Source organism: Parapedobacter flavus, from assembly GCF_035818675.1.
Lineage (GTDB): Bacteria > Bacteroidota > Bacteroidia > Sphingobacteriales > Sphingobacteriaceae > Parapedobacter > Parapedobacter flavus.
In genome coordinates this window covers 95,242-113,663 of record NZ_JAYKZZ010000009.1, presented here as the reverse complement: position 1 = coordinate 113,663, position 18,422 = coordinate 95,242, and the positions used below count along the sequence as shown (strand labels likewise).

Sequence of the window (18,422 nt, the reverse complement as noted above, 5' to 3'; positions counted from 1 at the left end):
TACCGTGTTAAACCTGCTGGCTATGCAGATCCGGCCTCCATACGACGGCCGGATGCTTTTCGGCATAGCTGTAGATAAGCTGCATCATGTAATGATTGCTGGGATAGGGGGTGAGCGCCTCCTTGACCGCCCCCGGAGTAGCCAGGTCGGCATGCTGACTGATGTAACCCATGCCATATAATTTGCCCTGTTCTACCCAAATGCAGCTTTTCTCATCGCCGCTGCGCCCTTGATCGATGATGGCAAAGGTGGGCAGATGGTGCCCAAGGTGGTAAATAGCTTGTTGTATTCTTGGGTTGTGGGTGCTGGGAGGGGGTGGTGCGATGGGTTTCCCTATGCCGCAAAGTCCCGGATGGAGGTCAAATTCTCGGATGAGCCGGTGGAGCAGGTTGTACGCATCGAGGTGCCGATGAAAAACATGCACAGGGTTATGGTGCTTACCGTGCTTCCCGATGGCGAGGCGTAGGTAGTCACCACAATCTTCATACGCATACAATGCAAACTTGGGTTCGAAGCGCTTCAGTGCCCGGTTGTATGCGGGCCATAGGCGTTGTATTTCGGCGGCTTCTAACAACAGCGCCATCAGTTCGGTGCCACAGCGCTCATACGTAACGGAATGGATGTGGCGCAGGAAATGCTGGCGTTGTAACTGCGGGGTGTGCCCCGTGAAGTGCTGGGCAATCCGCTTGCGGATATCGCGAGCCTTGCCTACATAGATGGTCTTGCCGCCTTTATCGCGGAAATAATAAACCCCAATGCCGTTGGGAAGTGCATCGAACTGCTCCTTGGGTAGGTTGGGGGGCAACTGCTGGTGCTTCGATGTCTTCTTCAGCATATCGACGATGACCCCTTGTGTATCGCCCTCCATCAATTGACCGAACAGGATGGCCGTCGCTTCGGCATCCCCCATCGCACGGTGACGGTTGTTGATGGATATACCCAACGCATCGCAAAGCTTCCCCAAGCTGTAAGATGGGAGACCCGGGCGCAGCTTGCGACTCATCCGTACGGTGCACAGTTTGCGTACGTCGAGGTGATACCCTGCTGCGGCGAGGTGGTGTTTTACAAACGAATAGTCGAAGTTGACGTTGTGAGCAACAAATATATGGTCGGCAAGCAGCGCGTATATACGCGGGGCCACTTCGTGAAACGCAGGGCTATCGGCCACGAGCGCGTCGGTAATGCCGGTGAGGGCTTGGATGGCCAGCGGTATGGGGCGGTGGGGGTTGATGAGCGTTTCATAACGGTCGACAACCCGATGCCCGTCGTGGATAAGGATGGCAATCTCGGTAATGCCGCTGCCCGATGCGTAGCCACCCGTGGTTTCGATATCCACGATAGCGTATTGGACGGAAGTGGTGGATGGCTTCATGCATGCAAAAGTACTAAATTAATTAGTTGATGGTGCCCGATTTATTTTTCCGGCCTATTTTTCTATATTGGCGGTCGATTTAAAATAACACAAACATGAGAAAAACGTTTCTGCTTACGTGCCTCGCGGTGGCACTCCAACTCGCCTGTTTCGGTCAACTACGGATACCGCACGTACTATCGGATAACATGGTGTTGCAGCGAAATGCGGACGCCAATATCTGGGGTTGGGGATACGCCGCCAGTGAGGTGACCATCAAAGCCTCGTGGCTTGACGACACGGTAAAGACTACGGTCGACAACGGCGGCCGCTGGATGGTCCAACTGCCCACTACCCAAGCGGGCGGTCCTTACGAGGTGGAAATTGCGTCAGCAGGAACCAAAATCACGCTAGATAACATCCTATTGGGCGACGTATGGCTGTGTTCGGGGCAGTCGAACATGGAATGGGGCGGTAATCAACAATTGCAGGAAATACTGGATGAGCTGCCCCAAGCCAACGACAACCAAATACGTTTACTGCAGGTAAGCCGAACCGCGGCAGATTATCCGCAAGACGATATTCCCAACAACTGGCAGACGCTGAGCGCCGAGTCGCTGAAGCCGTTCTCGGCCATTGGCTATTTCATTGCAAAGAAACTACGCGCGGAGCTGGACGTCCCCATCGGCATCATCAATGCCTCCTGGGGCGGCACGCCAGCCGAGGTATGGACACCCGACTACCTCATTGAAAATGACAAAGAGCTACACCGGCTGGGCGACCTACAGGGCGAATCACCTTATCGGCCAAATGATGCCGGCGTACTTTGGAACAGCATGATCAGGCCGTTGACGTCATTCGCACTATCGGGTTTTTACTGGTACCAAGGCGAAAGCAACGTGGGTACATGGCAAGGCTATGATAAGCTGATGCGCGCCATGGTGACCTCATGGCGGATGGCCTGGGACGCGGAGCTACCCTTTTATTTTGTGCAGATTGCTCCATTTACCTACGGTAATGAACAGCCATTGGCGGCGCTTCTCCGCGAACAGCAGGACATGACGGCGAAGACCCTGCCTAACACGGGCATGGTGGTTGTGAGCGACCTCGTGGACGACATCAAGAATATCCATCCCGCGCAAAAGCGGGAAGTAGCCAATAGGCTGGCCACTATCGCATTGAATGCACACTACGGGGTGCGAAACGACTCGGATTATCGGTCACCGTTGTATAAAACACATCGGGTGCAGGGTAAAGCGATTGCGGTTTCTTTTGATTACCTCACAGATGGATTGAAGGTGAAAGGCGACCGGATTACGGACCTCTATATCGCTGGTGCCGATCATGTTTTCCACGAGGCACAGGGTGTCATCAAAGGGAATGAACTCATCGTATCGTCGCCCGAGGTGACCGAACCTGTAGCAGTACGCTTCGGTTTTACGGAAACGGCTATGCCCAACTTGTTTAACACCAACGGGTTGCCAGTCGCTCCATTCCGGACGGATAACTGGGACTTTTAAGAACGATGGGACTTTTAAGAACGATCGGTCGGCGGAAGCGGTGCCACGGGGGTATCGCCCTCCGCCGATTCAGTTATGGCCCCACTGCGCTGACGCTTTTTCAGGGGCACCGCCATGAAATAGATGCACACCAATGCCCACGTGCCCCAAAAGAGGTAAACGCCTGCGTGGAAATTCGCCTTCATTACCCGGTGGGTGGTGGTCGTGAAATCGAGGTAGGTGAAATAGGCACCCACCAGCCCGAAAAGCAGGAAGAGTAGGAATACTGCAAATGCCAGTCGGCGGACCAGTAGCCGCTTCACTAGCCATAGTACGAGCAGCAGGGCCAGCTGGATGACAAACAGTAAGGTAGCGGTTTGCCACCAAATTTTGAACAGGCCGTATTCGCGATACATCACACTGATGCCGACCTTGCCGATAAACGACATCTGCGAGAGCAAGACGCCGGAAATGGTGGATAGGAGTGCCTGTATGGCAATGAGGGTGGACAAGCCTTTCATCGTCTATTTGGTTACGCCCCAGCCCGTTTCACTATTGAAGCGCAACGAATAGGTCTTTTTAATGAATGAAGCATTATTGTCCGCGCCTTTTTTGGCGAAGTCGGCGAAATCCGTTTCGGACTTTGAAAGCGTTACTGTGGCTTTAGCACGGTTCTTACCGGTTTGTTCAATATGGGCGCCGCCGCCTTCATCCAGTGCGTATGTTGCCGTTTTTACCTTAGCCCGCTTTTCTGTCTTTTCCAACACAAAAGGGATGGACTTGTCCGTAAGTTTAACCAAATAAATGAAGATGCTGTCTTTCGATAGGAACCGTTTGCGTTCCTTCAGTAACTCCATCGTCACGTAGCCGTTCTTTTCAAGCGCCTCATATGCGGTGAACAGATCGGCATCCTGTTTCTGACTGAATTTTACCTCGCCGTAATCTATCTCGGCGGTTTCATAAACCGGGTTGGATTCAAGAAAGAAGCTTATTTCGCCCAGCGCCACACGGTCGCTGATGGATTTGTCGCTGCCACAGGCCCCGAAAATCGTGACCAAGCACAGCATCGATAGTAAGCGGATAGATATTGCCATACGTATACGTTTATTTTCAAAGGTATCGATTTGCAAAAGTTATTCCAACGTTTTGCGATTAACATTATTTTCGCACCCATCAAAAAAAATATTTACTACTTTTGGCACGAGCCGATTTTCATCGCGGCCATTAACCTTTATATGCTCAACATAAAATGCACAACATGAATCGATTATTTTATTTGCTGACAACACCTTTGTTTATCTTATTTTTCGCTCCGCAGGTGGCCATATCCAACGCACTGCCATCGGTAGACAGCTTATTGCTGACCGACACACTGCCGATGGATACCACAGTGCTGCGCGGTAAACTTGCCAACGGGTTCACCTATTACATACGTCATAACGAAGAGCCCCAAGACCGCGTGGTGATGTATTTGGCCACGAGGGTGGGTTCGATATTAGAGACGGATGACGAAAGGGGACTGGCCCATTTCCTTGAACACATGCAGTTCAACGGCACCAAAAACTTCCCGAAAAATGAGCTGGTGGATTACCTGCAGCGGGCCGGTGTGCGATTTGGCTCCGACCTGAATGCGTACACCTCGTTTGATGAAACGGTTTATCAACTGCCCATCCCATCGGACGACCCGGCCCTGCTGGACAGCGGCCTACAGGTGATGCGCGACTGGGCGCAGGATGCACTGCTGGATGGCGAGGAAATAGACAAGGAACGCGGTGTTGTACTTAATGAGCTACTCGGTGGCAGGGGGGCGCAGCAGCGTATGCGCGACCAATATTTCCCGATGATATTGAACGACTCACGATACGCACAGCGGCTGCCGATAGGCACACGCGAGCTGATTGAGGGGTTTGACCACGAGACGCTACGAAATTTCCACCACAACTGGTACCGACCTAATCTGCAATCACTTATCATTGTGGGCGACATCGACGTGGCGGATATGGAACAGCGTGTTAAGGCCCTGTTTTCAGATTTGAAGAACCCTGCAGATGCACCTGCGAGGGCGGAGTACACCATCCCATTGACGAGCGAAAACCAGTTTATGGCAGTAACGGACGCCGAAATGCCGCAGACCGTGGTCCAGGTCATCATCAAGCACCCCGAGGCAACGGTGAAAACAGTGGGCGACTACCGCATGCAGCTTACCAAGTCGCTCTTCAACCAGATGGCCGGAGCCCGCTTTGCGGAACTGACACGCCAGTCGGATCCACCTTTCATCCAGGGTGGCGGCAGCATTGGCGGATTTCTACGGGGGCTGGATGCTTTTACGATGTATGTGGCCGCGAAGCCTGGTGAGATACAACGTGGTTTTGAGGCGGTGGTCACCGAGTTTGAACGCATCAAACGGCATGGATTTACGGCCACCGAATTGGAGCGTGCCAAAAGTAATTTTATCACCAGTGTAGAATCTTCATATGCCGAACGCGACAAACGGAAGTCGGAAAGCTACGTAGGTACCTACCTAAACCATTTCCTGCAAGACGAACGGGCGCTGAGCAATGAAGATCGCTACCGCTTAGGTAAATCACTCATCGGCACCATTGCATTAGCTAACGTAAATGCACTGGCGGACCAGTATTATACCGATGTGAACCGGGATATCCTCATCTTGGCCCCCGAAAAAGATCGGGACAGCCTGCCCGACGAACAGACCGTGGATGGATGGCTGACTGCCATAAAGGCATCGGATATCGAACCGTATGACGACAACGTGCAGGAGATGCCGCTATTGGAAGAGCTACCGCAGCCGGGGACGGTTACCGAACGGAATGAGCGCCCTGAGCTTGGCGTAACGGAAATGATATTAAGCAACGGTGTACGTGTAGTGCTTAAGCCAACTGATTTCAAGAATGATGAAATAAGAATAACCGCTTTCAGTCCCGGGGGAACGTCGCTTTATGATGACAAAGATTTTCTCTCGGCGGCCTATGCAGCAAGTGTGGTAGGCGGCAGTGGTCTCGGCTATTATGACGCTACCCAACTGTCGAAATACCTCAGTGGCAAGAAAGTGTCGGTAAGGCCGTACATCAGTGAGCTGTCGGAAGGCTTCAACGCCACCAGTGGGAAGAAAGACCTGCAGACGGCATTTGAACTTATATATGCTTATTTTACGGTACCACGCCTGGATATGGAGGTTTTTGAAGGGTATATGCAACGGATAAAAGCCTCGCTTGCCAACCGATTGGACGATCCTAACGCCGTATTTTCCGACACGATCAATGCCGTGTTGTATGATCACAACATCCGCCGTACGAGCATGACGGTAGAACAAGTGGACCAGATAGACCCCCAGATGGCATATGCCATTTACACGCAGCGTTTTGCAGATGCGTCCGACTTTACCGTGACCATTGTGGGGAGTTTTACGGAAGATGAGCTGATGCCTTTGATATTGCAGTATCTTGGCGGCCTGCCGAGTACAGATAGGGAGGAGGAAGCCCGCGACCTCGGCCTTTATCCGCCTAAGGAAGGATTGGAGCGCACGGTATATCGGGGGAAGGAACAGAAATCGAGCGTACGGCTCTACTATTTTGGCGATTACGATTACTCAGAAGCGGAAAATATGCAACTCGATGCGTTGGAAAGCATCTTGAACATTAAATTGATCGAACGCCTGCGCGAGGCCGAAAGTGGGGTCTACGGTGTGTCCGCACGGGCATCGTACTCGAAATCGCCGCGCTTTAGGTATTCCTTCAGTGTGGCTTACGGAACCAGCCCGGATATGGTGGAACCGCTGATGCAATCGGCACTCGATGAGATTAATAAAATCAAGCAGAATGGTCCGGAGCAAGTAGACATCGAGAAGTTCGTGAGCGAACAGAAACGCCAGTTGGAAGTGCAGTTGCGCGAAAACAGCTTTTGGTTGGGCCACTTATCCGGCGCTTACCAGCGCAATGAGGACCCTGCCTACATTTTAAAGTATGTGGATGAACTGAGTAAGGTGACTCCGGAAAGCGTAAAAGCCGTAGCGAACAAATACCTTGGGGAAGAGCGACTATTTAAATTTGTGCTTATGCCCGAAGCGCAATAATACCCGCGTGTGGAACAAGAAACGCCCTGATGGTTGTCAGGGCGTTTTGTCATTTAGACCTTGTTGTAGACCTTGATGTATATTAGCCTAGATAAGATTTCAGGATGCGACTGCGTGATGTGTGGCGCAGGCGTTGCAACGCTTTATCTTTGATTTGGCGCACACGCTCACGAGTGAGGTTGAATTTCTCGCCGATTTCTTCCAAAGACAATTGGTGGTTCGAACCCAGGCCGAAAAACAATACGATGATTTCACGTTCGCGCTCGGTGAGCGTGGCCAATGACCGTTTGATTTCTTCGGAAAGCGATTCGTCTATCAGTGTGCTGTCCGTATCCGGGTCGGCGTTTTCGAGCACGTCCAATAATGTGTTTTCTTCACCTTGCACGAACGGTGCATCCATGGAAACATGGCGCCCGGAATTGCTCAATGTGTCGGAAACCTTATCAACCGTGGTCTCGAGGATGTCTGCCAATTCTTCAGGTGAGGGTTCGCGTTCGTATTCCTGCTCCAACCTGGAGAATGCTTTGCTGATTTTGCTTAACGAACCTACCTGATTCAATGGAAGACGGACAATACGCGATTGCTCGGCGATAGCCTGCAGGATGGATTGACGGATCCACCATACGGCGTAAGAGATAAACTTAAAACCCTTAGTTTCATCAAAACGCTTAGCGGCTTTAATCAATCCGAGGTTCCCCTCGTTGATTAAGTCGCCCAAAGTGAGCCCTTGGTTTTGGTACTGCTTGGCCACGGAGACGACGAAACGAAGGTTCGTCTTCGTCAACCGCTCCAAAGCGGCCTGGTCGCCTTCCCTTATTTTCTGGGCGAGGATCACCTCTTCTTCGGCTGTAATCAAGTCTACTTTACCAATCTCATGCAAGTATTTATCTAACGATTGTGACTCGCGATTGGTAATGGATTGTGTAATTTTGAGCTGTCTCATTTAATCTGTTAAGTACCTTCCTTTCTAAAAAGAGTGCAAAAATACGGTTTTTCTAATCATATAAACTGATTTTTTCGGAAAAAGTTGTCTGATTTAGAGGAAATTATCCGATTTTTTTACCTTAATCGTTACCTCAAAAAGTGTTCCAAAGTATATGACGTACTAGATAGTGCGAGCGCTGTGGCATGCAGCGTTACGCGTTATAAATCAGCTTGTTAACGCTGAAAAAAGGATGCTTCCGTGATTTTAACCTGTTTGATTATGAAACAATTGTGACAGAGGAGGGCCGATATCCTCTTAAAAAGGCGCTGATATCCATCCGCTTTTTTCCGGCCATTTGCAACTCCTGTATATGGATGTAACCATCGGGACAAGCAACTTTTAAGTAGGATAAGCCATCGGTAACATAGGTGCCGACAGGATACGATATGTTGACCTTCTCCTTCGCAGCCCTGAAAATTTTGATGGAGTGGCTATCCAACTCGGCATATGCGGCCGGATAAGGACTAAGTCCGCGGATCAGGTTGTATATCTCGTCTACAGGCCTGTGCCAGTCGATCCGCCCATCGTCCTTGAAAATCTTAGGTGCGTGCTTAAGTTCGGAGCCGATGGAGAGCTGAGCCTGTGGAACGGGTTCGACGGTACCCGTAGCGATGGTATGCACTGTTTTAACAAGCAGGGCAGCACCTATGTCCTTCAACCGGTCGTGCAGGTCGCCTGCGGTATCGTCCGGGCCAATAGCTACGCGCTCGGAAAAAAGGATATGGCCGGTGTCAATCTCGTGCTGCAGCAGGAACGTGCTGACACCGCTTTCCGTCTCGCCATTGATCACCGCATGGTTGATGGGCGCCGCGCCGCGGTATTGGGGCAGGAGGGAGGCATGCAGGTTAACTGTGCCGTGTGGGGGCATACTCCAGACGACCTCAGGCAGCATCCGGAAGGCTACGACCACCTGTAGATCGGCCCGCAGGGCCCTGAGCTCGGCAAGGAAATCGGCATTGCGCAGCTTCTCTGGTTGCAAAACCGGTATTCCCTGGGTAAGGGCGTATTCCTTTACGGCCGATTGATGTAGTTTGCGGCCACGGCCCGCCGGCTTATCGGGTGCGGTTACCACCGCCACAATGTCATTGCCTGCATCGAGTAGGGCGGCAAGCGAAGCAACGGCAAACTCGGGCGTACCCATGAAGATGATGCGCATGTTATAATTCGTATTTCGTATTTCTAATCCGGTGACTTACCTTTGCAAAGGTACAAATTATATCGAGCGGCTTGAATTTCCCATACTTTTTAGCAAAACGGATTTCGATGGACGGAAAAAGGACGTTCTCGGGCCTGATTGTGCGTGTGGCTGTCGGTGCCATTGCCTTGGGCATTGCGGCGATGATGCTTTCCATTGCCGTGCTGAAAGGCTTCAAGGAAGAAGTAACGGCAAAACAACGAGGTTTTTTTGGCGATATCACCCTGAGCAACTACGATCTCAACGAGTCTTACGAACCTGAACCGATAGCACTTACTGCTACGGAAATAAGGGAACTACGGGCGGTGCCCGGCGTAACCGACGTGCGGTATTTTGCAACCAAAGCCGGCATCATCAATGTAAACAACGAAGCGGAAGGTGTGTTATTCAAGGGAATAGACAGCAGTTACAACCAACAGTACCTGACAGCTACGCTGATAGACGGCCACCCGATCGATTTTGCAGATAGCGCGAAAGCAATGGGGCAGGTGCTGCTATCGCAGTACACGGCGAACCGGCTGCAACTGACCGTGGGCGACGATTTCATTATGTACTTCGTGCAATTGGAAGGCCGGCCACGCCCGCGGAAATTCCAGATAGCCGGCATCTTCCATACCGGCGTGGAAGAGCTCGACAACACCTACGTAATCGGTGCTTTATCAATGGTTAGGCGGCTTAACGACTGGGATGCCAGTGCCGTTGGCGGCTATGAAGTGGCCATCGATGATTTCGGTAGGTTAGGAATTCTTACGGAAGCGGTCACTGCGGTATTGCCGGTTTCGGTCGACGCCGTCAGCGTGCGCGACCAACTTCCCCAAATCTTCCAATGGTTGGATTTATTGGATGTCAATACCGTCATTATCCTGATTTTGATGGTTGTTGTTGCCGTGGTCAATATGGTATCAGCCTTGCTCATCATCATTTTGGAACGCACTTCGATGATTGGCATTTTAAAGGCGCTGGGATATACCGACGGCGGTATCCGAAAGGTGTTCCTATACCAGGCGGCATACCTCATCGGATGGGGCCTTTTGATCGGTAACCTGCTAGGGTATGGACTCTATTGGTTCCAACGGCAAACCCATTTTTTTACGTTGGACGAAGCCAGTTATTACGTTGCTTATATCCCGGTTGACATCAACCTGTTCGAGGTGCTTTTGCTCAACATCGGGATAGCTGGAGTCGCCCTAGCCGTATTGCTTATCCCGTCGTACCTCATCGGTCGCATCAGTCCGATCAAGGCCATCCAATTTCAATAAACTATCTTATTTTGCCCGATTTTGCGTAAGTTTGGACGGTATTCATAGCATTTGTGCGGTGATTCATTAGCAATATTTATGAATAAAAACATACTCGACCATATCCGGCATGCGTTTGATACGCCGTTAAGTAACCCTGTTCTTATCTTTGCCCTTGTCCTGTTCATCATCCTGCTGTCGCCGATATTGCTACGCCGGATTAAAATACCGGGAATCATCGGGTTGATTATTTCGGGAATCATCGTAGGACCCCACGGGTTGAATTTGTTGGAACAGAATGCGGCGGTCGACTTATTTTCGACGATCGGCCTGATTTATATCATGTTCATTGCTGGTTTGGAATTGGACATGAATGAATTCAAAAAGTCACAGCATAAAAGTCTGCTATTCGGTTTGCTTACATTTGCGGTACCGATCTCTATCGGCTATTCTGTGTTCTATTATTTGCTGGATTATGACATGGTACCCAGCTTGCTGATTGCCAGCATGCTGGCAACGCATACACTCGTTGCCTATCCGATTGTCAATAATTACGGCATCTCAAAGAATGAGGCGGTGGCCATAGCGATAGGCGGCACCATACTTACCGACACAGCCGTTCTCGTTATATTGGCCGTGATTGTAGCCGCGTTTTACGATAATCTTAATCCGCAATTCTGGTGGGGATTCGGAATTTCTTTTGCCGTTCTGCTGCTCGTGATATTTGGTATTATCCCAAAAATTGCCAAGTGGTTTTTCCAAAAAGTAGAAGGTGAAAAAACTTCTCATTACATTTTTGTCCTTTCCGTTGTGTTTTTCGCAGCTTTTCTGTCGGAAATCGCCGGACTGGAACCCATTATTGGTGCGTTCATGGCCGGGCTCGCATTAAATCGCTTAATTCCACACTCGTCCGCTTTGATGAACCGGATCGAGTTCATCGGTAATTCGATCTTCATACCGTTCTTCTTGATTAGTGTAGGCATGATCGTGGACATCCGGATACTGATCGAAAAGCCGGAAGCATTACTCATTGCCGGTACACTCATTGCCGTTTCGATAACAGGCAAATGGGGGGCTGCATTTTTCACCCAATTGATCTTTAGGTATTCGTCGGCCCAGCGACAGGTCATTTATGGCCTCAGTGGTGCCCACGCTGCCGCGACACTGGCGGTGATCATGGTGGGCCACGAATACGGTATTGTGGGTGAGAATCTGTTAAACGGTGCGATTATCTTGATTTTGGCAAGTTGCATCGTAGCATCGCTGGTAACGGAAGGTGCGTCTAAGAAAATCGTGGTGGCAGGCGACCAGGACACGCCAGTGGGAAAGCGTAATCTGCCAAAAGACGAAAGGCTGATTTTGCCGATAGCCAATTTGAACAATATGGAGGCGCTTTTGGATTTTGCTACACTTATAAAAAGCAAACACTCGCTCCACCCGCTCACTGTGGTTACCGTGGTACCCAACAACGAATCGGCCGAACAGAACCTGCTGAAGGCCCGCAGAAACCTCGACTCGACGGCAAAGTATGCCTCTGGGAGTGAAACAGAGGTGTCGATTATGGCAACTATCGATTATAATATACCGAACGGCATTAGCAGAGCCGCTTTGGAGCAATCGGCCGATGCTATCTTGCTAGGATGGCCTAGCAAGCCAGGAATTATTGAAAAGTTGGTAGGGGAGAAGACGGAAAGTATCCTAAATAAAACCGATGCTAACTTGTTTATGTGCCATGTCGACAAACCGCTCGTAAGCCATAAACGCATCCTCATGTTTTGTCCCCCGCTTACCGAATCTGAGCTTGGATTCGAGTTCTGTCTAGCGAAAATGATGCGCCTTTCGGGCGAATTGAGTTTACCCATACATTTTGTTTGCATTGAAAGAACCAAATCGGTCATAGAAGCATACCTAGTAAAAAACAAAACGAGCACCGTCCTAAATTTTGAGTTGCATGGCGACTGGGATGAGTTGAGCAAGCTGAATGCCTTTGTAAGGGATAATGACCTCATCGTGTTTGTGTCCGCCCGACAAGGTGAGGTTTCTTATCGATATTCCTTTGACCGAATCCCGAAAAAGCTCGGAAATGTATATAGCCAGTTCAACCGAATTCTGATATTCCCGCGCAGGCGTGGCGGACATTCCCTGGATGAATATGAGGAGGTGCCAACGAGCCCAATACTCCGACGGATAGGGCAAGGTATCGGCAACATATTCACCAAAGACAAATAAAACTGATTATGGCAACTACCCGCATAACAAAGTTGGATGATGGAACGCTGGCCGTTCCCGATCAGGTAACCATTCCATTCATTATCGGCGACGGCATTGGCCCCGATATTTGGCGGGCATCCGTTCGGGTATTTGATGCCGCGGTTGAAAAAGCGTACGCCGGCAAGCGGAAAATAGAATGGAAAGAGGTTTTGGCCGGCGAAAATGCTTTCCAGCAGACTGGTGAGTGGTTGCCCGAAGCAACGCTGGACGCCTTCAGGGAATACCTCGTGGGGATTAAGGGCCCACTCACCACACCGATAGGCGGTGGGATACGGTCGCTCAACGTGGCCATCCGGAAAGCCCTCGACCTATATGTGTGCCAACGGCCAACCCGTTGGTTTGAGGGGGTACCCTCACCGGTGAAGCACCCGGAACGGGTCGACATGGTCATCTTCAGGGAAAATACCGAAGACATCTACACCGGCATTGAGTTTCCGGCCGGGTCTACCGAAGGGCAACGGGTCAAGGAATTCCTTACGCAAGATATTGGCGTCGACTTCGATTTCACGGACGACACTGCTGTCGGCATCAAAACGGTTTCCGAGCACGGCTCCAAACGACTGATCAAAGCAGCCATTGAACACGCCATAGAGCATACATTGCCATCGGTGACCCTGGTGCATAAAGGAAATATCATGAAGTATACCGAAGGGGCGTTCAAAGGGTGGGGGTATGAACTTGCCGAAACCGAATTTGCAGATGCCACTTATACCTGGCAACAATGGGAGCGAAGGAAAGATGCTAATGGCGAAAAGGCAGCAAATGCGGAAATGGCCGCTGCTGAATCGGATGGAAAAATCATCATCAAAGATGTGATTGCCGACAATTTTTTGCAACAGATCTTATTGAACCCAAAAAACTATTCGGTCGTCGCCACGTTAAACCTAAACGGCGATTACATATCGGATGCACTTGCAGCCATTGTTGGCGGCATTGGTATAGCACCCGGTGCAAACATCAATTACCAGACCGGCCACGCGGTCTTCGAGGCAACGCACGGCACAGCACCCCGTTTTGCAGATACCGACAGCATGAACCCTTCTTCTGTGCTGTTAAGTGGTATGATGCTCTTGGAATACATCGGCTGGAACGAAGCCGCCGAACGGATGGTGACGGCATTGAAGCAAACGATTTTGGATAAGACCGTAACGGTTGATTTTTTTGATCAGATGCCCGATGGAAAGCTCTTGAAAACAAGTGAATTCGCATCGGCAATTATCGATAAAATAAAATAGGGTTTTGACCGTTCGAAATACTAATAACAGATACTTGACTTTATAATTGCTTGCACATGGCCAATATTCTTTTGGTAGAAGATGATACCACATTTGCTACGATACTCGACAATTTTCTGAGAAAGAAAGGCTTCGATGTCGTCGTGAAGTATAGTGTGAGAAGTGGCATTGAGGCACTCAAGGCGCATGAATTCCAGTTAATATTGCTGGATTACCGGTTAGGTGATGGCATTGGACTGGAAGTGTTGGACGCCCTACGCGCCCAGGACAAGGTAATTCCCTCTGTCATTATGACCAGTTTCAATGACGTCCGCACCGCGGTGAATGCCATACGGCAGGGCGTATTTGACTATATCACCAAACCTGTTAACCCCGATGAGCTATTGATGGTCGTTAATGATGCCTTGGAGGGGAAATCGGCTGGCAAAGCAGATGGCACCTCAAAAGCGCGTAAAACCCATATCGATACCACGCCGGGTTTGGACTTTGTAGAAGGAGCTAGTACAGCGGCACGCAAGCTGCACGAGTATATTGCATTGGTGGCGCCCACCGATATGTCAGTACTAATACGTGGCGAAAGCGGGACCGGGAAGGAATACGTAGCACGGGCAATCCATCAGAAGAGTAAAAGGGCAAGCAAGCCCTTTGTATCAATTGATTGCGGTACTTTATCTAAAGAGTTGGCATCGAGTGAACTTTTTGGCCATGTAAAGGGATCGTTTACCGGCGCAATGAATGACAAGACCGGTCAGTTTGAAGAGGCGACAGGGGGCACACTGTTTCTCGACGAAATAGGCAACCTCTCTTACGACGTACAGGTGAAGCTGCTGCGCGCGTTGCAGGAACAGGTCATACAACCTGTGGGTGCAAATAAGACCATCAACGTGGACGTTCGTGTAATTGCAGCCACGAATGAGGACCTACTGGGCTCGGGCAAATTCAGAGAAGACTTATACCACCGCATCAATGAGTTTGAAATTATCGTACCAGCGTTGCGCGACCGGCGTGGGGATTTCCAGCAATTCGTTGATTTTTTCGTAAGGAAAGCCAATAAAGAACTGGGTAGGGACGTGGTGGAGCTGGCCAGCGAAGTGAAAGATATTTTTAATACGTATGACTGGCCGGGCAACCTGCGCGAATTGAAGAATGTGATTAAGCGCATGGTACTGCTCTCGCCCGGCACAAAAGCCGATGCATCGGCCTTGCCCGAAGAGATGGTCTACGCGATCAAACGATCGGCAGACAATCCGGCCGCAGCACCGTCGGCTGAAAACCCCGACCTTAGGCTGCACAGCGAAGCGCATGAGCGAAAATTAATCGTGGATGTCTTGCAAAAAGCCAAATATAACAAAAGTAAGGCCGCCCAAATGCTCAACATCGATCGGAAAACACTATACAACAAAATGGAGAAATACGGAATTGAATGAAGCCTTCCTCCTAACTTTGAGTTCGAAAAATGGCCGTATTTTCATAGCTTTGGGCCTTGGAGTTTAATTTCCGATAGTGAAAATGCCAAATGACGAAAACCATTGATCCGCTTACCCATCCGCAGTTTGATAACCTGCTGAAATTTGCCATCGCACCGCGCCCCATTTGTTTTGCAAGTACGGTAGACAAATCCGGCAAGGTTAATCTGAGCCCTTTCAGCTATTTTAACCTGATGTCTCAGCGCCCACCCATTTGCGTATTTTCGCCGTTGCGACGAATGCGAGATGGCAGCACAAAACACACGTTGGACAATATTCAAGAGGTGCCGGAAGTGGTGATCAACATCGTGAACTACGCCATGGTACAACAGCAGTCGCTCGCAAGTACCGAATACGAGCGCGGTGTTGACGAATTTATCAAGTCGGGCTTTACGCCATTGGCGTCGGAACTGGTATCGCCGCCACGCGTGGCCGAATCACCCGTTCAACTGGAATGCAAGGTACGGCAGGTGGTCGAGCTGGCCGACATCCCCGGAGCGGGGAATTTGGTGCTGGCCGAAGTGGTGCGGATGCACATACACGACACCTTGCTAGGCATAGATGACCGCGTAGACCAAGCCGAGCTCGACCTAGTGGCACGGCTCGGTGGCGACTGGTATTGCCGTGTTACTACCGCCAATCTATTTGAAGTTGCCAAACCGTTGCGGAACCGCGGAATAGGCGTAGACCAACTGCCGCAGCACATCCGGCAGTCGCCAATGCTCACGGGCAATCATTTGGGAAAACTGGGGAATGTCGAGGTGCTCCCCACGGAGGATGAGATAGACACATTGCGCACAGATCCCGAAACCCGGGAGATACTGGATGCCTTTATCGGCGACAAGGCGACGCTACAAATCCACCTGCACCGTAAGGCCGCTGCGCTGCTCGATGGGGGCGAGGTAACGAAGGCTTGGAAAACGTTGTTGTTGATTTAACAACTAGCGTTTATCTTTGAATTATTCGCAACATATTATTGGAATTATTGAATGAATTACAATAAATAATTCTTATTTTTGCGGCAAATTAAAAGGATACACCTCTCAGATAAAACAATATGAAGCATAATTTTGGAGCGGGGCCATGCATATTGCCCCAAGAAGTTTTTCAGGAAGCCTCCCAAGCCGTATTGAATTTCAATGACACCGGGCTGTCTATCTTGGAAATATCGCATCGCAGCAAAGAATTTGAAGCGGTGATGGTTGAAGCCGAGCAATTAGTACGCGAACTGCTGTCGGTACCCCAAGGGTACGCTGTCATTTTCATGCAGGGTGGAGCCAGCACGCAATTCCCCTTAGTGCCGATGAACCTGCTGCCCGAAGGGGGCAAAGCGGCCTATCTAGACACTGGCACCTGGGCGAGCAAAGCCATCAAGGAAGCGAAAAAGCTCGGTGACGTGGTGGTGGTAGCATCTTCGGCAGACGCAAATTATAACTATGTGCCCAAAACCTACGAAGTACCTAGCGATGCAGCATACCTGCATTATACAAGTAACAACACCATCTTTGGTACGGAAATCTTCGAAACGCCCAAGACCAGTGTGCCGTTAGTATCCGATATGTCATCCGACATCATGAGTCGTGCAATCAATGTAGCCGATTACGGTCTCATTTACGCAGGCCTGCAGAAAAATGTAGGACCGGCAGGTGCAGCAGTGGTGATCGTAAAAGAGGAGTTGCTCGGAAAGACGGGCCGGACACTGCCGACGATTTTCGACTACCAATCGCACATAAACGCACAGTCGATGTACCACACGCCGCCAGTCTTCTCTATCTATGTAGCGATGCTTAATCTCCGTTGGTTGAAGAACAAAGGCGGTATATCGGTCATCGAGCAGGAAAATATCATCAAAGCACGTACACTGTATGATGAAATTGAGCGGAACCCGCTGTTTAAAGGAACCGCCCACACCGACGATCGGTCAAGGATGAACGTGACGTTTGTAACCGAAGAAAAAGCACATGAAGGCGCTTTCTTGGAACTGGCAAAGGAACGTGGATTGGTAGGCTTGAAAGGGCACCGAAGTGTCGGTGGCTTCCGTGCATCGATATACAATGCGCTGAGCATAACAGGTGTGAATGCACTGGTTGATACCATGCAAGAATTTGAAGAGAAAAATAAATAGACTTTTAGACATGAAGATATTAGCAAATGACGGCATAGACCCCTTGGGCAAACAATTGCTTGAGGATGCGGGATTTACAGTAGACACGACCCATATACCCCAAGCGGAGCTGGCGGAAAAGTTGCCGGCTTACGATGCCATTACGGTACGTAGCGCAACCAAAGTGCGCGCAGCGCTGATTGATGGTTGCCCGAACCTGAAGCTAATCGGCCGGGGCGGTGTAGGGATGGATAACATTGACGTGGAATATGCGCGTTCCAAAGGCATAGCCGTTGTGAATACCCCTGCTGCGTCCTCGCTTTCGGTTGCGGAATTGGTATTCGCACACCTGTTGGGTGGCGTTCGCTTTCTATATGATGCCCAACGGAAAATGCCCGTAGAGGGCAATACAAACTTCGGTGCCCTTAAAAAAGCCTATGCTAAAGGCGTAGAGCTCCGTGGGAAAACGCTAGGGATTATCGGTATCGGCCGCATTGGTCGCGAAACGGCAAAGGTGGGTCTGGGTCTAGGCATGGATGTGATCGTAAGTGATCTATACGAAGCACCAAAAAGCCTCCCGTTGGAGCTTTCGGGAGGAATAACCGTCGACGTGCCCATACAACAGGTGGAGACCGAAGAATTGCTCCGCACGGCAGACTTCATTTCCATCCACGTGCCTTTTACAGATAAACCCATCATTGGAAAAGCGGAATTTGATCAGTTGAAACCCGGTGTCGGCCTGGTGAATGCTTCACGGGGTGGGGTCATCGAAGAACTCGCGCTTATCGAAGCGCTCGATAGTGGCAAGGTCGCATTTGTGGGGTTGGATGTATACGACAACGAACCAACACCACGCAAGGAGCTGCTCACCCACCCGAAGGTCTCTCTTACACCGCATATTGGGGCAGCAACGGGCGAAGCACAGGAGCGGATCGGCGCCGAACTGGCGCAATTGATCATTGAGCACCTCAAAAAATAAAATCATAGC

General features: G+C 50.4%; 14 protein-coding genes. 9 read left to right on the top strand and 5 right to left on the bottom strand.

From position 1 onward, the window contains the following. Positions 1–7: 7 nt before the first annotated feature. Entirely contained in the window at positions 8–1,372 is a 1,365-nt protein-coding gene (locus U9S71_RS08595; protein ID WP_326326766.1) for an exonuclease domain-containing protein, read from the bottom strand. 95 nt (positions 1,373–1,467) lie between these two features. On the opposite strand from U9S71_RS08595, the gene U9S71_RS08590 reads away from it, so the two are divergent. Further along, positions 1,468–2,871 (top strand): sialate O-acetylesterase, encoded by a 1,404-nt coding sequence (locus U9S71_RS08590; protein WP_326326764.1) that lies wholly within the window; start codon positions 1,468–1,470, stop codon positions 2,869–2,871. 14 nt (positions 2,872–2,885) lie between these two features. Here U9S71_RS08590 and U9S71_RS08585 read toward each other — a convergent pair whose 3' ends face one another. Beyond that, positions 2,886–3,371 (bottom strand): hypothetical protein, encoded by a 486-nt coding sequence (locus U9S71_RS08585; protein WP_326326762.1) that lies wholly within the window; start codon positions 3,369–3,371, stop codon positions 2,886–2,888. Positions 3,372–3,374: 3 nt separating this feature from the next. Next, complete coding sequence (locus tag U9S71_RS08580; RefSeq protein ID WP_326326760.1) at positions 3,375–3,944, bottom strand: hypothetical protein; 570 nt, start codon at positions 3,942–3,944, stop codon at positions 3,375–3,377. A 164-nt stretch (positions 3,945–4,108) separates the two neighbouring features. On the opposite strand from U9S71_RS08580, the gene U9S71_RS08575 reads away from it, so the two are divergent. Beyond that, on the top strand, positions 4,109–6,940 hold the full coding sequence (locus tag U9S71_RS08575) for a M16 family metallopeptidase (protein ID WP_326326759.1): 2,832 nt from the start codon (positions 4,109–4,111) through the stop codon (positions 6,938–6,940). A gap of 82 nt (positions 6,941–7,022) precedes the next feature. On the opposite strand, the gene U9S71_RS08570 is transcribed toward U9S71_RS08575, so the two are convergent. Then, entirely contained in the window at positions 7,023–7,883 is an 861-nt protein-coding gene (locus U9S71_RS08570; protein ID WP_326326757.1) for a sigma-70 family RNA polymerase sigma factor, read from the bottom strand. A 259-nt stretch (positions 7,884–8,142) separates the two neighbouring features. Continuing rightward, on the bottom strand, positions 8,143–9,081 hold the full coding sequence (gene fmt / locus U9S71_RS08565) for a methionyl-tRNA formyltransferase (RefSeq protein ID WP_326326755.1): 939 nt from the start codon (positions 9,079–9,081) through the stop codon (positions 8,143–8,145). 107 nt (positions 9,082–9,188) lie between these two features. Between fmt and U9S71_RS08560 the strand changes: the two genes are divergently transcribed. The 7 genes from U9S71_RS08560 (at position 9,189) to U9S71_RS08530 (ending at position 18,413) form a co-directional block, all read left to right on the top strand. Then, positions 9,189–10,379, top strand: a complete 1,191-nt coding sequence (locus U9S71_RS08560) for an ABC transporter permease (RefSeq protein WP_326326753.1) — start codon at positions 9,189–9,191, stop codon at positions 10,377–10,379. A 78-nt stretch (positions 10,380–10,457) separates the two neighbouring features. Beyond that, entirely contained in the window at positions 10,458–12,587 is a 2,130-nt protein-coding gene (locus tag U9S71_RS08555) for a cation:proton antiporter (RefSeq protein ID WP_326326751.1), read from the top strand. A gap of 8 nt (positions 12,588–12,595) precedes the next feature. Then, positions 12,596–13,864: an NADP-dependent isocitrate dehydrogenase gene (gene icd / locus U9S71_RS08550; RefSeq protein ID WP_326326750.1), complete on the top strand. Its 1,269-nt coding sequence runs from the start codon at positions 12,596–12,598 to the stop codon at positions 13,862–13,864. Between the two features lie 56 nt (positions 13,865–13,920). Continuing rightward, positions 13,921–15,291, top strand: coding sequence for a sigma-54-dependent transcriptional regulator (locus tag U9S71_RS08545; RefSeq protein WP_326326749.1), 1,371 nt, complete (start codon positions 13,921–13,923; stop codon positions 15,289–15,291). A gap of 89 nt (positions 15,292–15,380) precedes the next feature. After that, positions 15,381–16,268 (top strand): flavin reductase family protein, encoded by an 888-nt coding sequence (locus U9S71_RS08540; RefSeq protein ID WP_326326747.1) that lies wholly within the window; start codon positions 15,381–15,383, stop codon positions 16,266–16,268. A gap of 119 nt (positions 16,269–16,387) precedes the next feature. Beyond that, positions 16,388–17,455, top strand: coding sequence for a 3-phosphoserine/phosphohydroxythreonine transaminase (serC, locus tag U9S71_RS08535; RefSeq protein WP_326326745.1), 1,068 nt, complete (start codon positions 16,388–16,390; stop codon positions 17,453–17,455). Between the two features lie 10 nt (positions 17,456–17,465). Then, on the top strand, positions 17,466–18,413 hold the full coding sequence (locus U9S71_RS08530) for a D-2-hydroxyacid dehydrogenase (protein ID WP_326326744.1): 948 nt from the start codon (positions 17,466–17,468) through the stop codon (positions 18,411–18,413). The last annotated feature ends 9 nt before the right edge of the window (positions 18,414–18,422 follow it).